Below are 17134 nucleotides of genomic sequence, written 5' to 3'. Positions count from 1 at the left end.
CAGCGCGGCGCAAAGCCGCCGCCAGCGTGACTGTGCTGACCCTGGGGCCACCTTGCTCGGCAAGGCCTTGGGCCAACCCCCTCATCGTCGCGTTTGGATGGCTTCTCACCAGCTCCCGCAACTGCGCGTGATGCTCCTCGTCGATGGCCAAGGGCCTTCCCATCTTCCCCATGACTGCATCTCCATGTTCAGTTTAGGAAGAATAGGTCTTTCTTTGTTTTGTCTCCACCCTCTTTACGAGTAAAGAGAAGTGACATCTCACACGTTCTAAAACAGCCAACCCCGTACAGCCGCGACAGCAGCTAGAAGCAATAAAACTCCGCCCACCCACGCTCGTCTGCGCCAGCAGCTAGAAGCCTCAACCCAGCCCCATACCCCATCACCCCTCCCGCAACCGATACTTGAGAATCTTGCCCGCCGCGCTAGTCGGCAACGTCTGCACAAACACCACCTCCCGCGGCACCTTGTAATTAGCCATATGCCGCCGTGCCCAGTCAATCAACTCATCGGCACCAACCTTGCTGCCATGCCGCAACACCACAAAGGCCTTGCCTGCCTCGCCGAGGCGCTCGTGCGCAACGCCCACCACCGCCACCTGCGCGATCGCCGGATGCGACACCAGCAGCTTCTCGATCTCAGCCGGATAGCAATTGAAGCCCCCGACGATAAACATGTCCTTGATACGGTCGGTGATCCGCAGGTTGCCACGCACGTCCAGCGTACCGACATCGCCCGTGCGCAGCCAGCCACCCGCATCGATCGCTTCCGCAGTGGCTTCCGGCAGCTGGAAGTAGCCCCGCATCACGTTGTAGCCGCGCACCGCCACCTCCCCGGGCTCGCCTGCCGGCACCGGCAGGCCGTCGCTATCCAGGCAGCGCAGCTCGATACCGGCCATGGCGCGGCCCGAGGTCAGCGCCACGAGATCGGCATCGTCTCCGGCGCGGGTCAGCGTGGCGAACCCACACGATTCCGTCAGGCCATAGCCGGTGAAGATTTCGCGAAAGCCCAGTTCGCGCTGCATGCGCTGGATCAGCACGGGCGGGATCGCCGACGCGCCAGTAACCGCGACGCGCAGCGAGGACAGGTCGAATTCCCGCAAGCGCGGATTGTTCAGCAGAGTCTGGTAGAGCGTCGGCGGGCCGGGCAGCACCGTAATGCGCTCGTTCTCGACGCGGGTCATCACCGCCTCGGCATCGAACACCAGGTGCGGCAGGATGGTGGCGCCGCTGACCAGCGCCGCCAGCCACCCGGCCTTGTAGCCAAAGGTGTGGAAAAAGGGATTGACGATCAGGTAGCGGTCGCCAGCCTCCACGCCGGTGATCGAGGCCCAGCCGTGGATGGCCTGCAGGTTCTGCGCATGCGCGGTCATCACGCCTTTCGGGCGGCCGGTGGTGCCCGAGGTGAACATGATGTCCATCAGGGTGTCGCCGGTTACGGCACGCTCGCGCGCACGGAACTCCGCCTCGCTGGTCCGCGGTGCCAGGGCCAGGAAATCTGCCCATGCAAGCTCATCCGGCGCCATCTGCCGCCCCGCGCGCGCGCGCAGCACCACCACGCGCTCCAGTGTGGCGGGCCGGTGCGGCGCCAGCATTTCCGGATAGCTCTCGCCGAGGAAGTCGTCGATGCAGAACAGTACCCGCGCGCCGCTGTCGGCCAGGATCGCGCCGGCCTCCATGCCCTTCATGCGGGTATTGATGGGCACCAGCGCCGCCCCGACGCTGTGCGTGGCCAGGGCGGCGACGATCCATTCCGACAGGTTGGGCGCCCACACGGCGACCCGGTCGCCAGGCAACACGCCGAGCGCGAGCAGGGCACGCCCCGCCTGCGCGCGCAGCGCGTCCAGCGCCGTGAAGCTGAGCCGCAGCCCGTCCTCCTGGATGGCGATGCGCGCGCCGTGGCGCGCGGCAGCTGTGCGTACCAGCTGCGGGATGGTGGCGGGAACGGTCTGCCCCGCGCTGGCGGCGTCGGCCAACCCCTGGGCGGTGTCGATGGTGTCGGTTGTCATCATGTCAATCGGGAAATTTCAGGTGCAGTTCGCTGCCGGCCGCGCGGGCCTGGCAGGCCAGGGTCCAGCCGGCCTCGCGGTCGGCGGTGTCGAGCACATGGTTTTCGCCCAGCGTCGCCTCGCCGTGCGTCACCTGGCACATGCAGGCGCCGCACAGGCCGGTGCGGCAGGAGTTCGGGGCCGCAATGCCAGCGCGCAGCATGGCGTCGAGCACGGTCTCGCCGGCCTGTGCGTGGAGCCGGTGGCGCAGTCCATCCAGCTCCACCTCCAGCGCAGCCGGTGCGGAAGCCGGCGGGGCCGCTTCTTCGGCCTGCCCTGCGGCGGGCGGCGGCGCGCCGAAGCGCTCCACGTGAATCCGCTCGCGTGCCACGCCAAGGGCCTGCAAGGCGGCCTGGGCACCGTCCATGAACGGCCCCGGCCCGCAGATAAAGCAGTCGGCGTGGCCCCATGGCGAGGCCAGCGCTTCGAGCTGGGCCTGCGAGGGCGGCCCTTGCACGCTGTCCAGCCAGTGGATCACGCGCAGCCTGTGCGCGTGGCGCGCGGCCAGGTCGCGCAGCGCGTCGCGGAAGATCACGCTGCGTTCATCGCGGTTGGCGTAGATCAGCGTGACGTTGCCGCCGCCATGGCGCAGCGCAGCCTTGGCGATCGACAGCACCGGCGTGATGCCGCTGCCACCGGCGAACAGCAGCAGGTCGCCATCCAGGCTGCGTGGCGTGAAGACGCCCGCGGGCGGCATCACGTCAACCGTGTCGCCGGCGCCGAGCTGGTCGCAGATCCAGTTGGATACGCGCCCGCCGCGCACGCGCTTGATGGTCACCCGCAGCGCGTTGTCGACCTGGGGGCTGCTGGACAGCGAGTAGCAGCGCTGCTGCGCGGCGCCCTCCAGCGGCACCTTGAGCGTCAGGAACTGGCCTGGCCGATAGGCGAAGGTATCGCGCAGTCCTTCGGGCAGTTCGAACACCAGCGAGCTTGCCTCGTCGGTCTCGGCCACCACCTGGGCGATGCGCAGCGGGTGGAATTGCGCTTGCACCATGATGTCCGCGATCAGGCGATGCCCATGATGGTCTGCGCATTGTCGATGCGCAGCTCGGCGCCGTTGACGTAGCGCGACTCATCGGAGGCCAGGAACAGCACCAGGTTTGCCACGTCGCCGGGCAGGCACATGCGTTGCATCGGATCGCCGCCCGCTTGCTCATGGGTGGCCGGGCCGTCGGCCGCGCCTTGCATCAGGGCAGCCGTCATCGGCGTCAGGATGCCGTCCGGATGCACGGAGTTGCAGCGGATCTTGTAGCCGCGCTGCTTGCAGTAGGCCGCCACGCTGCGGGTGAGCGCGGTGACCGCACCCTTGCTGGCGCTGTAGGCGCAGAACATGCTCATGCCGCCCAGCGCCGCCACGGAAGACATGTTCACGATGACCCCGCCGTTTTGCTTCATCGCGCCCACGCCATACTTGCAGCCCAGGAAATAGCCATCGGCATTGATGCGCATGATGCCCTGCCATTGCGCCAGCGTGGTGTCCTCCACCGAGCCCAGCGCCAGCACCGCGGCGTTGTTGACCAGCACGTCCGGCGTGCCGAAACGCTCCTGGGTGCGCTGCATGACCTGCTGCCAGCCGGCTTCGCTGGCGATATCGTGGGGCACGAAGATGGCGGCGTCGCCGATCTCGCGCGCCACGGTATGGCCGGCCTCCTCGTTCAGGTCGGTCAGCACCACGCGCGCGCCCTCCCGCGCCAGCAGCAAGGCGTCTTCCTTGCCGACGCCGCTGGCGGCGCCGGTGACGATGGCGATCTTTCCTTCAACTCGGTTGCTCATGGCTTGTCTCCTTGGTGTGTTCGTCGATGTGTTCATTGCGGCCCGGCTGGTCCGCCAGGGCTGCCAGGGCAACGAGATGGCGCCCGGCATTGCGCCCCGACCAGATACAGTCGGCGAGCGAAAGGCCGCTCACGTAGTGATTCGATGCGATGCCGACCGCGGTGCGGCCGACCGCGTACAGGCCCGGGATCGGCGCCGCCCGGCCGCCGGCTCCTTCCGCCAGCACCTGGCCGCACGCCTCGTCCACGCGCAGGCCGCCGAGGGTGATGGCGGGACAGGGAAAAGCGCGGCTATGCGCGGAGATATCGATGGCCAGGTAGGGCCCGCGTTCCAGCGATGCGCACATCGCCGCGGATTTCCCAGTGGGGTCGGGCAGCTCGCCGCGCGCCGCCGCGTTATACGCAGCCAGCGTCGCCAGCAATGCCGCGCGCGGCATGCCCAGCTTGTCGGCCAGCAACGCGATACCCGGCGCACGCGTGGCGCCGAACAGCATCAGCATGATGGCGGGCACGCGCTGGAAGGCCCAAAGGCGTCCGGTGACGCAATCGCGCAGGGCCGCGCGCGCCAGCCCGGCGTTCAGGATCAGCCATGCGCGGCCGCCGTGCTCCTCGCAGATGCCGTGGCCCAGCCGCGCGCCGTAGACTTCCTCGTTGCCGATGCGCGCGCCTTGCGCGTCGACCACGCAGCCGCGCGCCCAGTCGAACGGCGGATTGATGAAGCGCCACGCGGAAACGCGCTCCAGGTGGCGCGCCGCCGCCCCGACCGACAAGCCGAGGCGAATCCCGCTGCCATCGCAGCCGGTCGTGCCCAGGCGCCAGTTGCGGCGGTACTTGGGCGCATGCGCGGCCACCATGACCGGGTTGAAGATGAAGCCGCCGGTGGCCAGCACAACGGCGCCGGCACGCACGGCACAGGGCTGCGCGAAATCGTCTTCCAGCTGCGTCACGCGCCGGCGCAAGGCATCGGCCAGCGCCGGGGAAAGGTTGTGCAGGCGCTCGGCCGAGCGCGCCAGGCGGGCATGCCGGCGTTGCAGGCGGCCCGGCGGCAGGCGCCGGAGTTCCACGCCAATGACGGTGCCCCGTCCATCGACAATCAGGCGGCGCGCCGCCGCGTGGCGTATCACGTCCACCCCGGCCTGCGCCTGCACCGCGCGCCGCAGCACGCCGTACAGCACGTGACCGGACATGCCGCTGCCCTGGCAGCGATGGCCGCGCGGCGCAGGCTCCGCGTGGCGCGCGTACTCCGCCACGGCCTCGTTGCCCGAGTAGTAGAGGTAGTAGTCCTGCGCGGGATACGAGGTCTTGCGTGGCGGCACGGTGGCGGCAAAGCGCGCACCCAGCTGCTCCAGCCAGCCGATCATGCCCGCGCTGTGCGCGCAGAAAGCCTGCAGCGTGGCATTGCCCACGGCATCGCCAACCTCCTGGCGCAGGTAAGCCGCCATGGCCTCGGGCGTGTCACGGTAGCCGGCGGCGTGCTGGTAAGGCGTGCCACCGCCGGCATACACGACGCCGCCGCTCCTGGCGCTTGCGCCGCCGCCTTCGAAGCGCTCGGCCACGATCACGCCGAGCCCGCCCCGAGCAGCTTCCAGCGCCGCGCAGGCGCCGGCCGCGCCGAAGCCGATCACGGCCACGTCGCAGCGCGCATCCCAACGGTAGGCGTCCGGGTCGGCGACGACCAGCGGCGGCAATACCGCGTTGACGCCGCCGCAGGCGGGATCAGATGCGAGATCAGAAGCGGGATCGGGAACGAAGGCGTTGGCGGTCATCGCGCAGGCTCCGGCACTGGGTTCACCTTACGCCGCCCGCAGGCTGGCCAGCGGCGCCGAGGTGGAGTAGGCGCCATCCACATAGACCAGCGGCGCCACCTCCCCGGCCAGCCGGACTTCGCGCAGGCGGCCGATAAAGACGGCGTGGGTGCCATAGTCGAAACGGCCGTCCTGCTCGCAGATCAGGTTTGCCTGAGCATCCCGCAGGAAAGGCACGCCCAGCGGGTCGGCCTCCCACTGGCCCGTGGTAAAGCGGTCCTCGCCCTTGAGCCGGCCACTGCAATCGACAGCAATGTCGCGATGATCGGCCGCCAGCAGGTTGACGCAGAAATCCACCCCGGCATTGAGGGCCGGGTAGATCGAGGCATTGCGATGGATGCAGATCAGCAGCGAAGGCGGGTCCGCGGACAGCGAATCGACCGCGGTGACCGACATCGAATAGCGGCGCTCGCCCTCGCGGCAACTGACCACCGCAACCGAGCGCGCCATGCGGCGCATTGCCATCAGCATATCGTCGCGCAGCGACGGGGAAATAGTCTGGTTCATCATGCCTCCTGCCTGTGTGATGGTATTAGTCCGCTTGGCCCTGCCCGGCCGCCCCGCCCGCCAGCACATCGGCGGCGATCAGGCCGAAGGTCATGGCCGGCCCGATGGTGGAGCCCGCGCCCGGATAGCTGGCGCCCATCATCGAGGCGCTGGTATTGCCGATGGCGAACAGCCCGTCGATGGGCGAGCCGTCCTCGCGCAGCACGCGGGCGCTGGCGTCGGTCGCCAGCCCGCCCTTGGTGCCGATATCGCCAGCGTCGATGCGCACCGCGTAGAACGGCGCGCGGCCGATCGGCGCCAGGCACGGGTTGGGACGGACCTGGGTGTCGCCGTAATAGGTATCGAAGACGTTGTCGCCCTTGCCGAAATCCTCATCCACGCCTCTCGCCGCAAAGCCGTTCATGCGCTCGACGGTGTGCGCCAGGCCGCCCGGGTCGATGCCGGCGAGCCGCGCCAGCGCGTCGAGCGAATCGGCGCGCAGCAGGACGTCCGCGAAGGGGGCCGGGATGCGGCGGTCCGGCATGACCGAGCCGGGCAGGATCGGCCCGCAGGGATACTTGCGGCGGAAGGTGGCATCGAACACCAGCCACGCCGGCACGCTGCAGCCCGTCCGCTCGTGGTCGCGGTACATCGCGGGCACGAACTCGGAGTACGGCGCGGCCTCGTTGACGAAGCGCCTGCCCTGCCCGTTGACCACGATGCAGCCGGGCAAGGCGCGCTCGACAAAGATCGCGCGCTGCTTTTCCTCGCCGCCGACCTTCACCGTTGGCGCGCCCCATACATGCGACATCAGCTCCAGCGCCGCGCCCGCGCGCTGCGCGGCCTGGATGCCGTCGCCGGTGTTGTGCGGCGGCGTGGCGCTCCACTCGGCCCGGCTGGGATGCGGCAGGTATTGCTCGCGCATGGCCTGGTTCCGCTCGAAGCCGCCCGCGGCCAGGATCACGCCGCGCCGGGCTTCGATGCGTACCTGCGCGCCATTGCGCCGCGCCAGCACGCCGGTGACGCGCGCCGCGCCGCCGTGCTCCTCCACCAGCAGGTCTTCCAGCGCGGTATCGAGCCACAGCGGGATGCCGCGCTTCATCATGGCGTGGCGCAAGCCGCCCACCAGGCTGTTGCCGAGCGTGAGCCGGCGGTCGCGCGCGGTGCGGCGGCGCCAGCCGAGATCCAGCCAATAGCGCCCGAACTGCCGGGCCGCCACGCCCAGCCAGCCCCGGCTCTTGCTCAGCATGGCGTGGGCCTCGGCGGAGGTCACCGCCACCCGGCCCGCCACCAGCGTCCCCGGCGAAGGCGGCCGCAGCCGCGCGAACTCCTCGCCCAGCTGCGCGCCGTCGAACGGCATCGGATCCAGCGCGCGATATCCGGGCAGCGCGCCCGGCAAGCGCTGGAAGTAGTCGGCGTAGCGCGGCAACGAGTAGTAACGCACCGCGGTGCGCTGCTCCAGGTAGCTAAGCATGCGCGGACCGTGCTCGAGGTAAGCACGCAGCTTGGCGGGCGTGGAGCGGCCTTCGGTGCACGCCTCGAGATAGGTGAGCGCGGCGTCGTAGCTGTCGCTGCCGCCAGCTTCTTCAATATGGTGGTTGAGCGGGATCCAGATTCCGCCGCCGGACACCGCCGAGGTACCGCCATACAGGCCGCTCTTCTCCAGCACTACCACGGACAGACCGCGATCCGCCGCGCGGCAGGCGGCCAGCATGCCGCCCGCTCCTGAGCCGACCACCACTACATCAAACACCGCGGTGCCGCCTGCCTGCCCTGTGCCCTGGTTCATGTTCCGCTCCACGCCGGCCTCAGATAAAGAAATCGGTGTTGGCGCGGCCCATCATCACGCCGCCCAGGTTCTGGCCGAAGCGATCCAGGTTGTTGGCGTAGTGGGCACGCGCCGCATGCAGGTCAAGGAAGCGGCGTACCAGCGGATTGGTGACGTAGATACCGTTGCCGCCGGCGTAGCGCAACAGGCTGTCGGCGAGTTGCGCGCACCGCTGGGCCACCTGTGACGACTGGTAGCGGAAATGCAAGCGGCGCGCGGTATCGAGCTGCTCGCCCCGCTGCGCCGTTGCCATCAGTTCGTCGAAATTGCGGTGCAGGATGGTGCGCATCTCATCGATGCCGGCCGCCGCGTTGGCGCAGGCGAGTTGCGCGCCGCCGTCCTCGGCCGTCCTGCCGCCGCTGTTGGCGCTGACCCGGCCATCGGCATAGGCGATGAAATCGTCGAGCCCGCCTTCCAGCGCGCCGATGCAGGCCGTGCAGACGGCACGCACGAAGATCTGGGCGAACGGCAGCTGGTACAGCGGTGCCTGGTTGAGGGACAAGCCCGGGCTGGTGCCCTTGGCGCCGTCGATGGCGCTATGGGTGCGGTAGGCCGGCACGAACACGTCGTCCACCACGATATCGTGGCTGCCGGTGGCGCGCAGGCCCAGCACATCCCAGTTGCGCACGATGGTGTAGTCGCTGCGCGGCAGCAGGAAGGTGCGGTACTCGGGCGCGGCGCCGGCCTGCTGCGGCGGCACCAGGCCGCCGAGGAAGATCCAGTCGCACAGTTCGCTGCCGCTGGAGAACTTCCAGTGCCCGGAGAAGCGGAAGCCGCCGTCCACCGGCACCACCTTGCCCACCGGCATATAGGTCGAGGCGATCAGGGTGGCGTTGTCCGCGCCCCAGACGTCCTGCTGGGCCTTGCCGTCGAACAAGGCGAGCTGCCAGTTGTGCACGCCCACCACGCCATAGACCCAGGCGGTGGACATGCAGCCCTTGGCCAGGGCCATCTGGATGTCGAAGAAGGTTTGCGGGTCCAGTTCATAGCCGCCGTAGCGGCGCGGCTGCAAGACCTTGAAGAAGCCCGCGGCCTGCATGTCGGCCACGGTTTCGGCCGGGATACGCGATTGCGCCTCGGCCTGGCCAGCGCGCTGCGCCAGCACCGGGATCATTTCGTGCGCGCGGCCGATCAGTTCGGCCGCCAGTCCTTCGGGGTAGTTGTCTCGATGCACCGCCATCTCCTCTTGCCGGCCACCGGGCCGGTCTTGTCGTGCCTTCATGCTGGCATCGCCGCTGCCCCGCGCCATCGTCCGGGGAGACTAGTCGCGCAGCAGCGATGGTCCGATGGCTCGCTCAGGCGAGCGCGCGCAGCTTGCGGCCCTGGGCGCGGAAGTGCGGGATCACGTGCTCGCCGATATTGCGGATGGTTTCGAGCTGGGCCCATTGCGGCACCGTGCCCATCTGGCAGATGAACAGGATCTCGTCGGCCCCGGCGTCGATCAGGCGCTGCACATAGCCGATGCAGTCCTCCACCGTGCCGTAGGCATGGTTGGGGTTGAGCATCATCATCGACGGATCGCTGAAATCCACCGTGACCTTCTCCGAGGCGAAGCTGGTCTTGATCACGGCCTTGCCCTGCGCGTCCTGGTCGGTGATGTTGTCCACATCCCAGCCGTCGGGATTGGGGCGCTCGCCGCCGGCATACCAGTACGCCAGCGACTCCATGAAGTAGCGCTGCCCCTTGATGCCGATCTTGCGCGCCGCCACACCGTCTTCCAGCACGATGGTCGGGCACAGGGCGGCAAGATGCTGGTGAGGACGGAAACCAACCTGGTCCTTCGCCTGGCGCGTCTCGTAGGCTTCGCGATAGATTGCATTCTTCTTCGCCACGTCTTCCGGGCCGCCAAAGCCGAGCACCAGCGCGCCCATGCCGCGCGCGCCGGCGCGCTTGAGCGTATCGGCGTTGGTACAGGCCAGATACATCAGTGGGTGCGGGTCCTGGCGTGGCTTGGGATGGATGGGGCGGCGCGGGATCTTGATGAACTCACCGTCGTGCTCGATCTCGTCCTGGGTCAGGATCTTCGGGATCAGGTACATCGCCTCGTCGATCATCGGGTGCAGGGTTTCGAGGTCGTAGCCAAAGGTGCCCGCCTCCTGCTGCGTACCGCCCTTACCCACGCCGAAATGCACGCGCCCGCCGGAGAGAATGTCGAGCGTGGCCACGCGCTCGGCTACCTTGACCGGATGGTTCATCGCCGGCGGCAGGCAGACCACGCCGTGACCGATGCCGATGCGGCGCGTGCGCCCGGCCACAAAGGCCAGGAAGGTCTCCGGCGCGCTCATGTGCGCGTAGTTGGTCAGCGCCGTGTGCTCCACCGCCCAGACGACATCGAAGCCCATGTCCTCGGCGAGCTCCACCTGCTCCATGATTTCGTCGAACACCTTGTGGTCGCCGGCGCGCGACGCGTCGACAGTCTGCGCTTCGTAGATCAGCGAAAATCGCATTGCAGTCCCCTTCCTTTGCATTTGGTTTTCAGGCCATCGGCCGGAAGCGCCGCCGCGTTGTCGTGGCGGGCGGCGCCATCGCCGGCACCGTCATTGCTGGCCTGCGTAACCGCAGTGTGTGCGGCCGGGGAAAGTGCGGCATCGTCTGATTGGATTATGCGCAGCGGCGCCGTGTCCCTATCATGTCCAGGACCACTCACCACATGCACACGGATACGCCCTCATGAAGATTCCTCCGCTTCGCCAGACGTTGCTGGCCGCCCTGCCGACAGGCACCGCGGCGCACGCTCACGCGCCCGACATCCTGCTGTCCGGCGACGACGGTGATCAATCGCTCAATATCCGTGCCGTGTGCCGCCAGGCGGCGTCCGCCGGCTGACAAGGAGCGCAAGCATGCAATCGAACCTCTTGCTTTACCCGGTGGACGATATCGATGCCGCCCTGCCGTTCTTCGAGCAGGGCCTGGGCCTGACGGTGAAGTTCCGCGATGGCGGGCGCTATTGCGCGCTGGACGCCGGCCCCATCACGGTAGCGCTGGTGGCTGGCGAAGAGCGGCTGGTCTCCCAGCCCGCACTGGCATTCCGGCTGGAAGCGGGCGAGGATATCGCCGCGGCGATCGAGCGCCTGCTGGCGGGCGGCGCGCGCGTCGCGCAGCCGCTCGCCAGCGGCCCGCACGAGCTGCGCGCGGTGCTGACCACGCCACAGGGATTCCCGCTGGTGGTCAGCGCCAAGCCCGCCAGGCCGGCGGGCTAGCGCGCTTTAGCCGAGCGCCACCACGCTGCTGAGCAGCATGCGCACCAGCGTGGCCTGCCGGGTCACGCCGGTCTTGGAGAAGATGGCGCGCAGGTGCGCGCGCGCCGTATTCTTGCTGATGCCGAGCTCCTCGGCTGCTTCTTCCAGCGCGAGGCCGTTGGCCAGCTGCAGCGCAAGCTGGGTTTCCGCCGGCGTGAAATCGAACAGCTTGCGCACCACCTCGTGCGAAGCCTGCGACTTGCGCTCCGGGTCGCGGATGAAAATCACGCACGAAGGCCGGCGCTTATTGTCTTCGGACCACTCGCTCAGCGGAATCGTGCGGATCAGCACGCCCAGCTTCGCGTTGCCCGAAGGCCGCGTGATCGACATCGCCTCCATCACCGCCGGCGCGGTGCCGATATGGCCCATGATGGCTTGGCGCAGCAAGCGCTGGAACTGGCGGTTCTCCTGCGCGTACTCGACATCCAGCGAGCCCCTGGCGATACGGATGCCGTCCTTGTCGGCAAGGATTTCGTCCGCGGCCGAATTGGTCCGCATGATGGCGCCGGTCTCGTCGAGTATCGCCATGCCGACCAGCATGCGGTCGATGGCGCTGGCGTACAGGGTGCGCTCCGACTCCACCACATCCATGCGCGAGTGCAGATCGACCGCGCGCCGCAGGTGCGGCAGCAGCACCGCGCAAATGGCTTTGTCCGCTTCCGAGAAGTCCGGCGCGTCGACGTTGCGGCAGACACGGAGTCGGCATTCCACGCCATCGTCGGTGCGGATGTCCGCGCCCATCATATAGCGCACGCCTAGCGGCTTGAGGAACTGCTGGTACAGGTCGCTGTTGCACCACGCGCTGGTGCCAATCTGCTCGTCGATCGTCACCACCCGGTCCGCGGGCAAGTCGACGAAGGGATCCATCGCGTAGTAGTAGTTGTTGTACATGGTCTCGCCGGGCAAGGTGTTGCCGCCCTCCTCGCTGGCATGCACCATCAGGCCCGCGCGGTCGCTTGCCGGCGAGCGCAGGATCAGCGTGACGTAGTTCGCACGCAGGTGGGTGCGGATGAGTTCCAGCGCCTTGCTCCATGGCACCTGCTCCATGGCCCCCTGGTAGATCTTGCCAAGCAGCGTGCTGAGATCCGCCAGCGAGAGCGCCACCGGCGCGTAGCAAAGCGCCGCTTCCTGGCTGTGGCTTGCCTCCATCAACATACCTCTTGTCTCCCGTTATCCACGCCAGGCTCTGCGGCCGGCGTTCGCCATGACAGGGGCGCTGCGCGCCCCGGCGGTTCCCGATTATATGGATCGCCACTGCGCCGGTGGCGGCATTGTGCGTCATGGTTTGCACCTATTCGCGCGCCATGTGATGCCGCCGCTTGCGGATAGGCCAGACCTTACCCTCCTGCCGCGCGCTCACATACCGCAAACGGACTAGGTGACTCCCCCCTCAGGGCAATCCCTGAGCCTGCCTTGCGCCTGGCACCTCACTCAAACAGACGATGCGAAGGCCCGGCCGCGCCGGTAGAAATGGGCAAACGCAATCCAGCGCGCCATCCCTTCCAACCACTTCGCGAGGAGACCTGCCATGGCGGCAAACGAGACCGGAAAGACCGCAGTGATCACAGGCGCCGGCGGCGGCATAGGCCGGGCCCTGGCCCACGCGCTCGCCGCGCAGGGTGTGGCACTGGTGCTGGCGGACAAGGATGCCGACGCGCTGCGGCGCGTGCACGGCGAACTGACGCACCACCGGCAAACGATAGGGACGCTGCAAACCGATGTGGCGCAGGCTGCCCAGGTCGAGCAGCTTTGCGCGCGCAGCTTCGCACTGCTGGGCCGGGTGGACCTGCTCTTCAACAATGCCGGCGTGCTGGCGACCGGTGCCTGCTGGGAGCTGGATGCCGCCGTGTTCGAGCGCGTGCTGAACGTCAACCTGTGGAGCGTCATCCACAGCTTGCGCGTCTTCGTGCCTCGCATGGCGGCACAAGGCAGCGGGCATATCGTCAACATCGCCTCAATGGCGGGTCTTGCCGTGGGCCCCTGGCTTGCGCCCTATACCGTGTCCAAGCAGGGCGTGGTGGCGTTGAGCGAAGGGCTGGCGATGGAGTTGCAGGCGGCGGGCCTGCCGCTCAAGGTATCGGTGGCATGCCCAGGCCCGGTGGCCACCGGCATTGCGCTCGACCTGCCGGCCGGCGCGCAATGCGGCGTCGGCGGCATGAACCAGGCGCTGCAGGCGAGCATCGCGCAGGGCATGCCAGCGGCAACCATGGCCCGGCACATCCTCGACGGCGTGGCCGCTGGCGATTTCTGGATCCTGCCGCACGCCGAAGCCGCCGCCGCCGCGCAAGCGCGCGCCAACGGCATCGCCAGCGGCAGGGCGCCGGCCTTCGCCTTCTGAAGCGCCTGCCTGGCCCGCACCCCTGCACTTCCTCCCGTCCGCATCAGGAAAAACCAATGCAATTCGACCCGCAAGTACGCGCCCTGCTCAACGCCATGGCGCAGTTCCCGCCACTCGACTTCACCACCATCACGCCAGACGCCTACCGCGCCGTGCTGGCCGCGCACCCCGCGTTCGCGCCGGGGGATGCGGTCGCGGAAGAACGCGAACTGCGCGTGGCCGGCGCCGCCGGCCCCTTGCCCGCCCGCCTCTACCGCCCACATGGCAATGGCCCCTGGCCGCTCACGGTGTTCTTCCACGGCGGCGGCTTCGTCACCTGCGGAATCGATACACACCACAATATCTGCCGCTCGCTGGCGAACCGCGCGGGCACCCTGGTGCTGTCGGTCGGCTACCGGCTGGCGCCGGAGGCACGCTTTCCCGCGGCTGCCGACGATGCCTGCGCGGCGCTGCGCTGGAGCGCGGCGCACGCCGCTGAGCTGGGCGCGCTGCCGGACAGGCTGGCTGTCGCCGGCGACAGCGCGGGCGGCAATCTGGCCGCGGTTGCGTGCCAGCAATTGCGTGGCAGCGTGGCGCTGCGCCACCAGTTGCTGCTTTATCCCTACCTGGATTGCGCGGATGAATCCGGCAGCTGGCGCACCTTCGCGCAAGGCTGCTTCCTGACCGAGGACATGTTGCGCTGGTATGCCCGCCACTATCTCCCCGAGCCACCCGACCCGCGCCATGCCGCCGATGTACGCGCCAGCCCGCTGCGCGAGCGCGAACTGGCGGGCGTGGCACCGGCCACCATCATCACCGCCGAATTCGACCCCCTGCGCGACCAGGGCGAGGCCTACGGCGCCGCCATGCAGCATGCCGGCGTGGCTGCCGCCATCCATCGCTGGCCTGGGCAGATTCACGGCTTCATGAGCATGCAGGGCTTGCTGGAGGCAGCCGACGCGGCAATCGACCTGGCGGCGGCAGCCTTGCGCGCCGCCTTTGCCGACGAGCGGGAGGCGGCATGAGCGCCACACCGATCGGCGACGTGCTGCGCGCCATCGCCACCGGCCAGCGGGTCGTGGTCTTCGAGGACGACACCGAGCAAGCCAGCGGCTGCGTGCTGGTTGCGGCGGACCAGGTCAGCGAGGCCGACGTCAACTTCATGGCGGCGCACGCGCGCGGCCTGGTCTGCCTAGCCATCACCGAATCCAGGCGGCGGCGGTTGAGCTTGCCGATGATGGCGGGCGCAGGCAAACAGCGTGAGCCGTTCACCGTGTCGATCGAAGCGGTGGAAGGCGTCTCCACCGGCATCTGCGCCGCCGACCGTGCGCTGACGATGCGCGTGGCCAGCGCCGCGCATGCGAGCGCCGGCCACCTGGTCCAGCCAGGGCACGTCTTTCCCATCGTGGCGCAACCAGACGGCGTGCTGCGCCGCGCCGGCTTTGCCGAAGCCTGTTCGGATCTGCCAAGGCTGGCCGGGCGCGAGGCCGCGGGCGCCTACACAGTGTTGCTGGACGATGCCGGCGAGTTGTTGCGCGGCGCCGCGCTGCTGGCCTTCGCCCGCGAGCACGGCCTGATGGTCTGCGCGATCAGCGACCTGATCCATCATCGCCTGCTGGTGGAGGGCGCGCTGCGCCGCAGCCAGAGCGGCCGGCTGGCCACGCCCTACGGCGAGTTCGCGGTGCATGCGTACTACGACGCGCCCCTCGACGCGGTGCACCTGGCGCTGGTGCTGGGCCGGCCGGAGCTGGGCAAGCCGGTGCTGACGCGCGTGCAGACGGTGGAGACCTTACGCGATGTGCTCGCGTTCGAGCCAGCGCAAAACCAGGCAGAGTTCGCGCCGGGCTGGAACCTGGCACGATCGCTGGCGCGTATCGGCACGGAGGGCTGCGGCATCCTGGTCTTGCTGGCCGAACGCGAGCCGCCTCACCAGCTACTCGAACAGGTCTCCCGCCTGGGTCAAGACAAGGGACAGCCCGCGCCGCCATCGTTCGCGCAGCGCGCGCTGGGCGTGGGGGCGCAGATCCTGCGAGACCAGGGTGCGCGCAAGCTGCGGCTGCTGAGCCAGCCGGTGCCCTATCGCAATATCGCGGGATTCGAGCTGGAGGTCACCGAGTTCGTGCCGCCGGCCTGAGCCAGTGCGGCTATCTCCCGCGCCAGCCGTCTCGCCGCGTCGCGCAGCACCTCGTCCTGCGCGGCGGCGTAACCGATCACCAGCGCTGGCGGCATTGCCCGCTCCCGGCAGAACTCGCCCAATCCCTGCAGCGTCAGCTTCGCGCCGGCGCAGGCTTGCACCACATCGTGCTCGCCGATGCCTTCCGGCAACCACAACACGAAGTGAAACCCGGCGTGCTCGCCGCTGACACGCAGGTGCTCGCCCAGCACCGCGCGCAGTTCCGCCAGCACGATATCGCGGCGGCGCAGGTACACGCTCCGGGAGACGCGCAGGTGGCGAGACAGCGCACCGGAGCGGATAAAGGACGCCAGCGCCAGCTGCTCAACCAGGCTGTTGGAGCGCCCGGTGGTAGCACGCAACTGGCGCAGCGCGGGCCGCAAGGCGTCCGGCATCACCACGTAGCCAATGCGCAGCGACGCATAGAGGCTCTTGTTGAAACTACCGCAGTGGATCACGCGATCAGCATGATCCAGCGCCTTGAGCGCGGGCAGCGGCGCGCGGCTGTAGTTGAACTCGCTGTCGTAGTCGTCCTCCAGGACCCAGGCGTCATGCGCCTTTGCCCAGTCGAGCAACGCCAGCCGCCGGCTCACGGACATCGTCAGGCCCAGCGGCGCCTGGTGAGCGGGCGTGACGTACACCAGCGCAGCATCCGCATGCTGGCGGATGCCATCCATCGAGATGCCCTCCTCATCGACCCGCACCGGCGAAATGCGCGGCGAGGACAAGCTGAAGAGCGGTACCGCCGACAGATAGGCCGGATCCTCCAGCAGCACGCGGCCCTGCTCGCGCAACACCACGCGGGCAGCCAGGTCGATGGCTTGCCGGATACCGGTCACGATCATCAGTTGCCCGGCGTCGCACCGAATGCCGCGGGTCGCCCGCAGGTAGGCGGCGATTTCCCCGCGCAGTGCGAGGTCGCCGCAGGGATCGTCGTCGCCTAGTTGTTGGGCGGACAACGACCGCAGTACGCGGCTCACATGGCTTCGCCATTCGTCGAGTGGAAACAAGGCGGGATCGGCCAGGCGGGCCACGAACGGCAGGCCCGCCACGACGCGCGTCGGCAGCGCCACGGCTGTCGGGGGAGCAATGGACTGCGCCCCGGGGTGGCTGATTTCCTGCAGCGAGAACTCTTCAGGCAGCCTGGCGCTCACGCGCGAGCCCGAGCCGACCCGGCTCGATATATAGCCCTCCAGGCGCAACTGCTCGAACGCCAGTTCGACAATCCCCCGCGACACCGCCCAGCGCGCCGCCAGCGTACGGGTCGACGCAAGCCGCGCGCCGCGCGGCAGGCTGCCGCCAAGGATGGCCTGGCGGATGCTGCGATACACCCACGCTTGCTTGGCTTCGCCCGCACTCCTTGGCAGCACAGCCAGGTCCAGCACTTCGGCGTCCCGCATCTTCGGCATAAATGGCCCAATTAAAATTGCTTGATTCGGCACTTTTAATTGTACCAATCTGGCGCGATAG

General features: G+C 68.6%; 15 protein-coding genes. 5 read left to right on the top strand and 10 right to left on the bottom strand.

The genetic code is table 11. From position 1 onward, the window contains the following. Positions 1–379: 379 nt before the first annotated feature. From AC07XB_RS25810 to AC07XB_RS25775, 8 genes are all read right to left on the bottom strand, one after another. Entirely contained in the window at positions 380–2008 is a 1629-nt protein-coding gene (locus AC07XB_RS25810; protein ID WP_492832946.1) for a FadD3 family acyl-CoA ligase, read from the bottom strand. A 1-nt stretch (position 2009) separates the two neighbouring features. Continuing rightward, positions 2010–3038, bottom strand: coding sequence for a 2Fe-2S iron-sulfur cluster-binding protein (locus tag AC07XB_RS25805; protein ID WP_492832944.1), 1029 nt, complete (start codon positions 3036–3038; stop codon positions 2010–2012). Positions 3039–3049: 11 nt separating this feature from the next. Beyond that, positions 3050–3817: an SDR family oxidoreductase gene (locus AC07XB_RS25800; RefSeq protein WP_492832942.1), complete on the bottom strand. Its 768-nt coding sequence runs from the start codon at positions 3815–3817 to the stop codon at positions 3050–3052. Further along, on the bottom strand, positions 3801–5582 hold the full coding sequence (locus AC07XB_RS25795) for an FAD-binding protein (RefSeq protein WP_492832940.1): 1782 nt from the start codon (positions 5580–5582) through the stop codon (positions 3801–3803). Before AC07XB_RS25795 ends, AC07XB_RS25800 begins: the two co-directional genes overlap by 17 nt. 27 nt (positions 5583–5609) lie before the next feature. Continuing rightward, positions 5610–6128 carry a flavin reductase family protein gene (locus AC07XB_RS25790; RefSeq protein ID WP_045240863.1) on the bottom strand — a complete coding sequence of 173 codons (519 nt, stop codon included), beginning with the start codon at positions 6126–6128 and terminating at the stop codon, positions 5610–5612. Positions 6129–6153: 25 nt separating this feature from the next. Then, positions 6154–7896, bottom strand: a complete 1743-nt coding sequence (locus AC07XB_RS25785) for an FAD-dependent oxidoreductase (protein ID WP_492832938.1) — start codon at positions 7894–7896, stop codon at positions 6154–6156. 19 nt (positions 7897–7915) lie between these two features. After that, positions 7916–9109 (bottom strand): acyl-CoA dehydrogenase family protein, encoded by a 1194-nt coding sequence (locus AC07XB_RS25780; protein WP_492374037.1) that lies wholly within the window; start codon positions 9107–9109, stop codon positions 7916–7918. A 121-nt stretch (positions 9110–9230) separates the two neighbouring features. Beyond that, positions 9231–10382 carry an LLM class flavin-dependent oxidoreductase gene (locus AC07XB_RS25775; protein WP_492374027.1) on the bottom strand — a complete coding sequence of 384 codons (1152 nt, stop codon included), beginning with the start codon at positions 10380–10382 and terminating at the stop codon, positions 9231–9233. A gap of 223 nt (positions 10383–10605) precedes the next feature. On the opposite strand from AC07XB_RS25775, the gene AC07XB_RS25770 reads away from it, so the two are divergent. Then, positions 10606–10761, top strand: a complete 156-nt coding sequence (locus tag AC07XB_RS25770; protein ID WP_492374028.1) for a hypothetical protein — start codon at positions 10606–10608, stop codon at positions 10759–10761. Between the two features lie 14 nt (positions 10762–10775). Continuing rightward, a complete protein-coding gene (locus tag AC07XB_RS25765) occupies positions 10776–11135 on the top strand; it encodes a VOC family protein (protein WP_492387194.1) in 360 nt (119 codons plus the stop codon). A 6-nt stretch (positions 11136–11141) separates the two neighbouring features. On the opposite strand, the gene AC07XB_RS25760 is transcribed toward AC07XB_RS25765, so the two are convergent. Beyond that, the gene (locus AC07XB_RS25760; protein WP_492374030.1) at positions 11142–12329 is read right to left on the bottom strand and encodes a helix-turn-helix transcriptional regulator; all 1188 of its coding nucleotides are present in this window, start codon (positions 12327–12329) and stop codon (positions 11142–11144) included. Positions 12330–12702: 373 nt separating this feature from the next. On the opposite strand from AC07XB_RS25760, the gene AC07XB_RS25755 reads away from it, so the two are divergent. From AC07XB_RS25755 to AC07XB_RS25745, 3 genes are read left to right on the top strand one after another with little or no spacing between them, the layout of a single operon-like run. After that, entirely contained in the window at positions 12703–13512 is an 810-nt protein-coding gene (locus AC07XB_RS25755; RefSeq protein WP_492832936.1) for an SDR family NAD(P)-dependent oxidoreductase, read from the top strand. Between the two features lie 56 nt (positions 13513–13568). Beyond that, the gene (locus tag AC07XB_RS25750) at positions 13569–14516 is read left to right on the top strand and encodes an alpha/beta hydrolase (RefSeq protein WP_492832934.1); all 948 of its coding nucleotides are present in this window, start codon (positions 13569–13571) and stop codon (positions 14514–14516) included. After that, entirely contained in the window at positions 14513–15625 is a 1113-nt protein-coding gene (locus AC07XB_RS25745; protein ID WP_492832932.1) for a 3,4-dihydroxy-2-butanone-4-phosphate synthase, read from the top strand. Before AC07XB_RS25750 ends, AC07XB_RS25745 begins: the two co-directional genes overlap by 4 nt. Here the strand turns inward: AC07XB_RS25745 and pdxR are convergent. Next, positions 15568–17073, bottom strand: coding sequence for a MocR-like pyridoxine biosynthesis transcription factor PdxR (pdxR, locus tag AC07XB_RS25740; protein WP_492832930.1), 1506 nt, complete (start codon positions 17071–17073; stop codon positions 15568–15570). The two genes, AC07XB_RS25745 and pdxR, sit on opposite strands and share 58 nt — an antisense overlap. Positions 17074–17134: the final 61 nt, after the last annotated feature.

The sequence above is a fragment of the Cupriavidus sp. GW821-FHT02F09 genome, assembly GCF_059421605.1.
This window is presented reverse-complemented; position numbering and strand designations above follow the sequence as displayed.

What these genes read in the sequence shown, in the direction of transcription:
- AC07XB_RS25810 (WP_492832946.1), bottom strand. Translation starts at nt 2,008, where the DNA reads ATGATGACAACCGACACCATCGACACCGCCCAGGGGTTGGCCGACGCC.
- AC07XB_RS25805 (WP_492832944.1), bottom strand. Translation starts at nt 3,038, where the DNA reads ATGGTGCAAGCGCAATTCCACCCGCTGCGCATCGCCCAGGTGGTGGCC.
- AC07XB_RS25800 (WP_492832942.1), bottom strand. Translation starts at nt 3,817, where the DNA reads ATGAGCAACCGAGTTGAAGGAAAGATCGCCATCGTCACCGGCGCCGCC.
- AC07XB_RS25795 (WP_492832940.1), bottom strand. Translation starts at nt 5,582, where the DNA reads ATGACCGCCAACGCCTTCGTTCCCGATCCCGCTTCTGATCTCGCATCT.
- AC07XB_RS25790 (WP_045240863.1), bottom strand. Translation starts at nt 6,128, where the DNA reads ATGAACCAGACTATTTCCCCGTCGCTGCGCGACGATATGCTGATGGCA.
- AC07XB_RS25785 (WP_492832938.1), bottom strand. Translation starts at nt 7,896, where the DNA reads ATGAACCAGGGCACAGGGCAGGCAGGCGGCACCGCGGTGTTTGATGTA.
- AC07XB_RS25775 (WP_492374027.1), bottom strand. Translation starts at nt 10,382, where the DNA reads ATGCGATTTTCGCTGATCTACGAAGCGCAGACTGTCGACGCGTCGCGC.
- AC07XB_RS25770 (WP_492374028.1), top strand. Translation starts at nt 10,606, where the DNA reads ATGAAGATTCCTCCGCTTCGCCAGACGTTGCTGGCCGCCCTGCCGACA.
- AC07XB_RS25765 (WP_492387194.1), top strand. Translation starts at nt 10,776, where the DNA reads ATGCAATCGAACCTCTTGCTTTACCCGGTGGACGATATCGATGCCGCC.
- AC07XB_RS25760 (WP_492374030.1), bottom strand. Translation starts at nt 12,329, where the DNA reads ATGTTGATGGAGGCAAGCCACAGCCAGGAAGCGGCGCTTTGCTACGCG.
- AC07XB_RS25755 (WP_492832936.1), top strand. Translation starts at nt 12,703, where the DNA reads ATGGCGGCAAACGAGACCGGAAAGACCGCAGTGATCACAGGCGCCGGC.
- AC07XB_RS25750 (WP_492832934.1), top strand. Translation starts at nt 13,569, where the DNA reads ATGCAATTCGACCCGCAAGTACGCGCCCTGCTCAACGCCATGGCGCAG.
- AC07XB_RS25745 (WP_492832932.1), top strand. Translation starts at nt 14,513, where the DNA reads ATGAGCGCCACACCGATCGGCGACGTGCTGCGCGCCATCGCCACCGGC.
- pdxR (WP_492832930.1), bottom strand. Translation starts at nt 17,073, where the DNA reads ATGCCGAAGATGCGGGACGCCGAAGTGCTGGACCTGGCTGTGCTGCCA.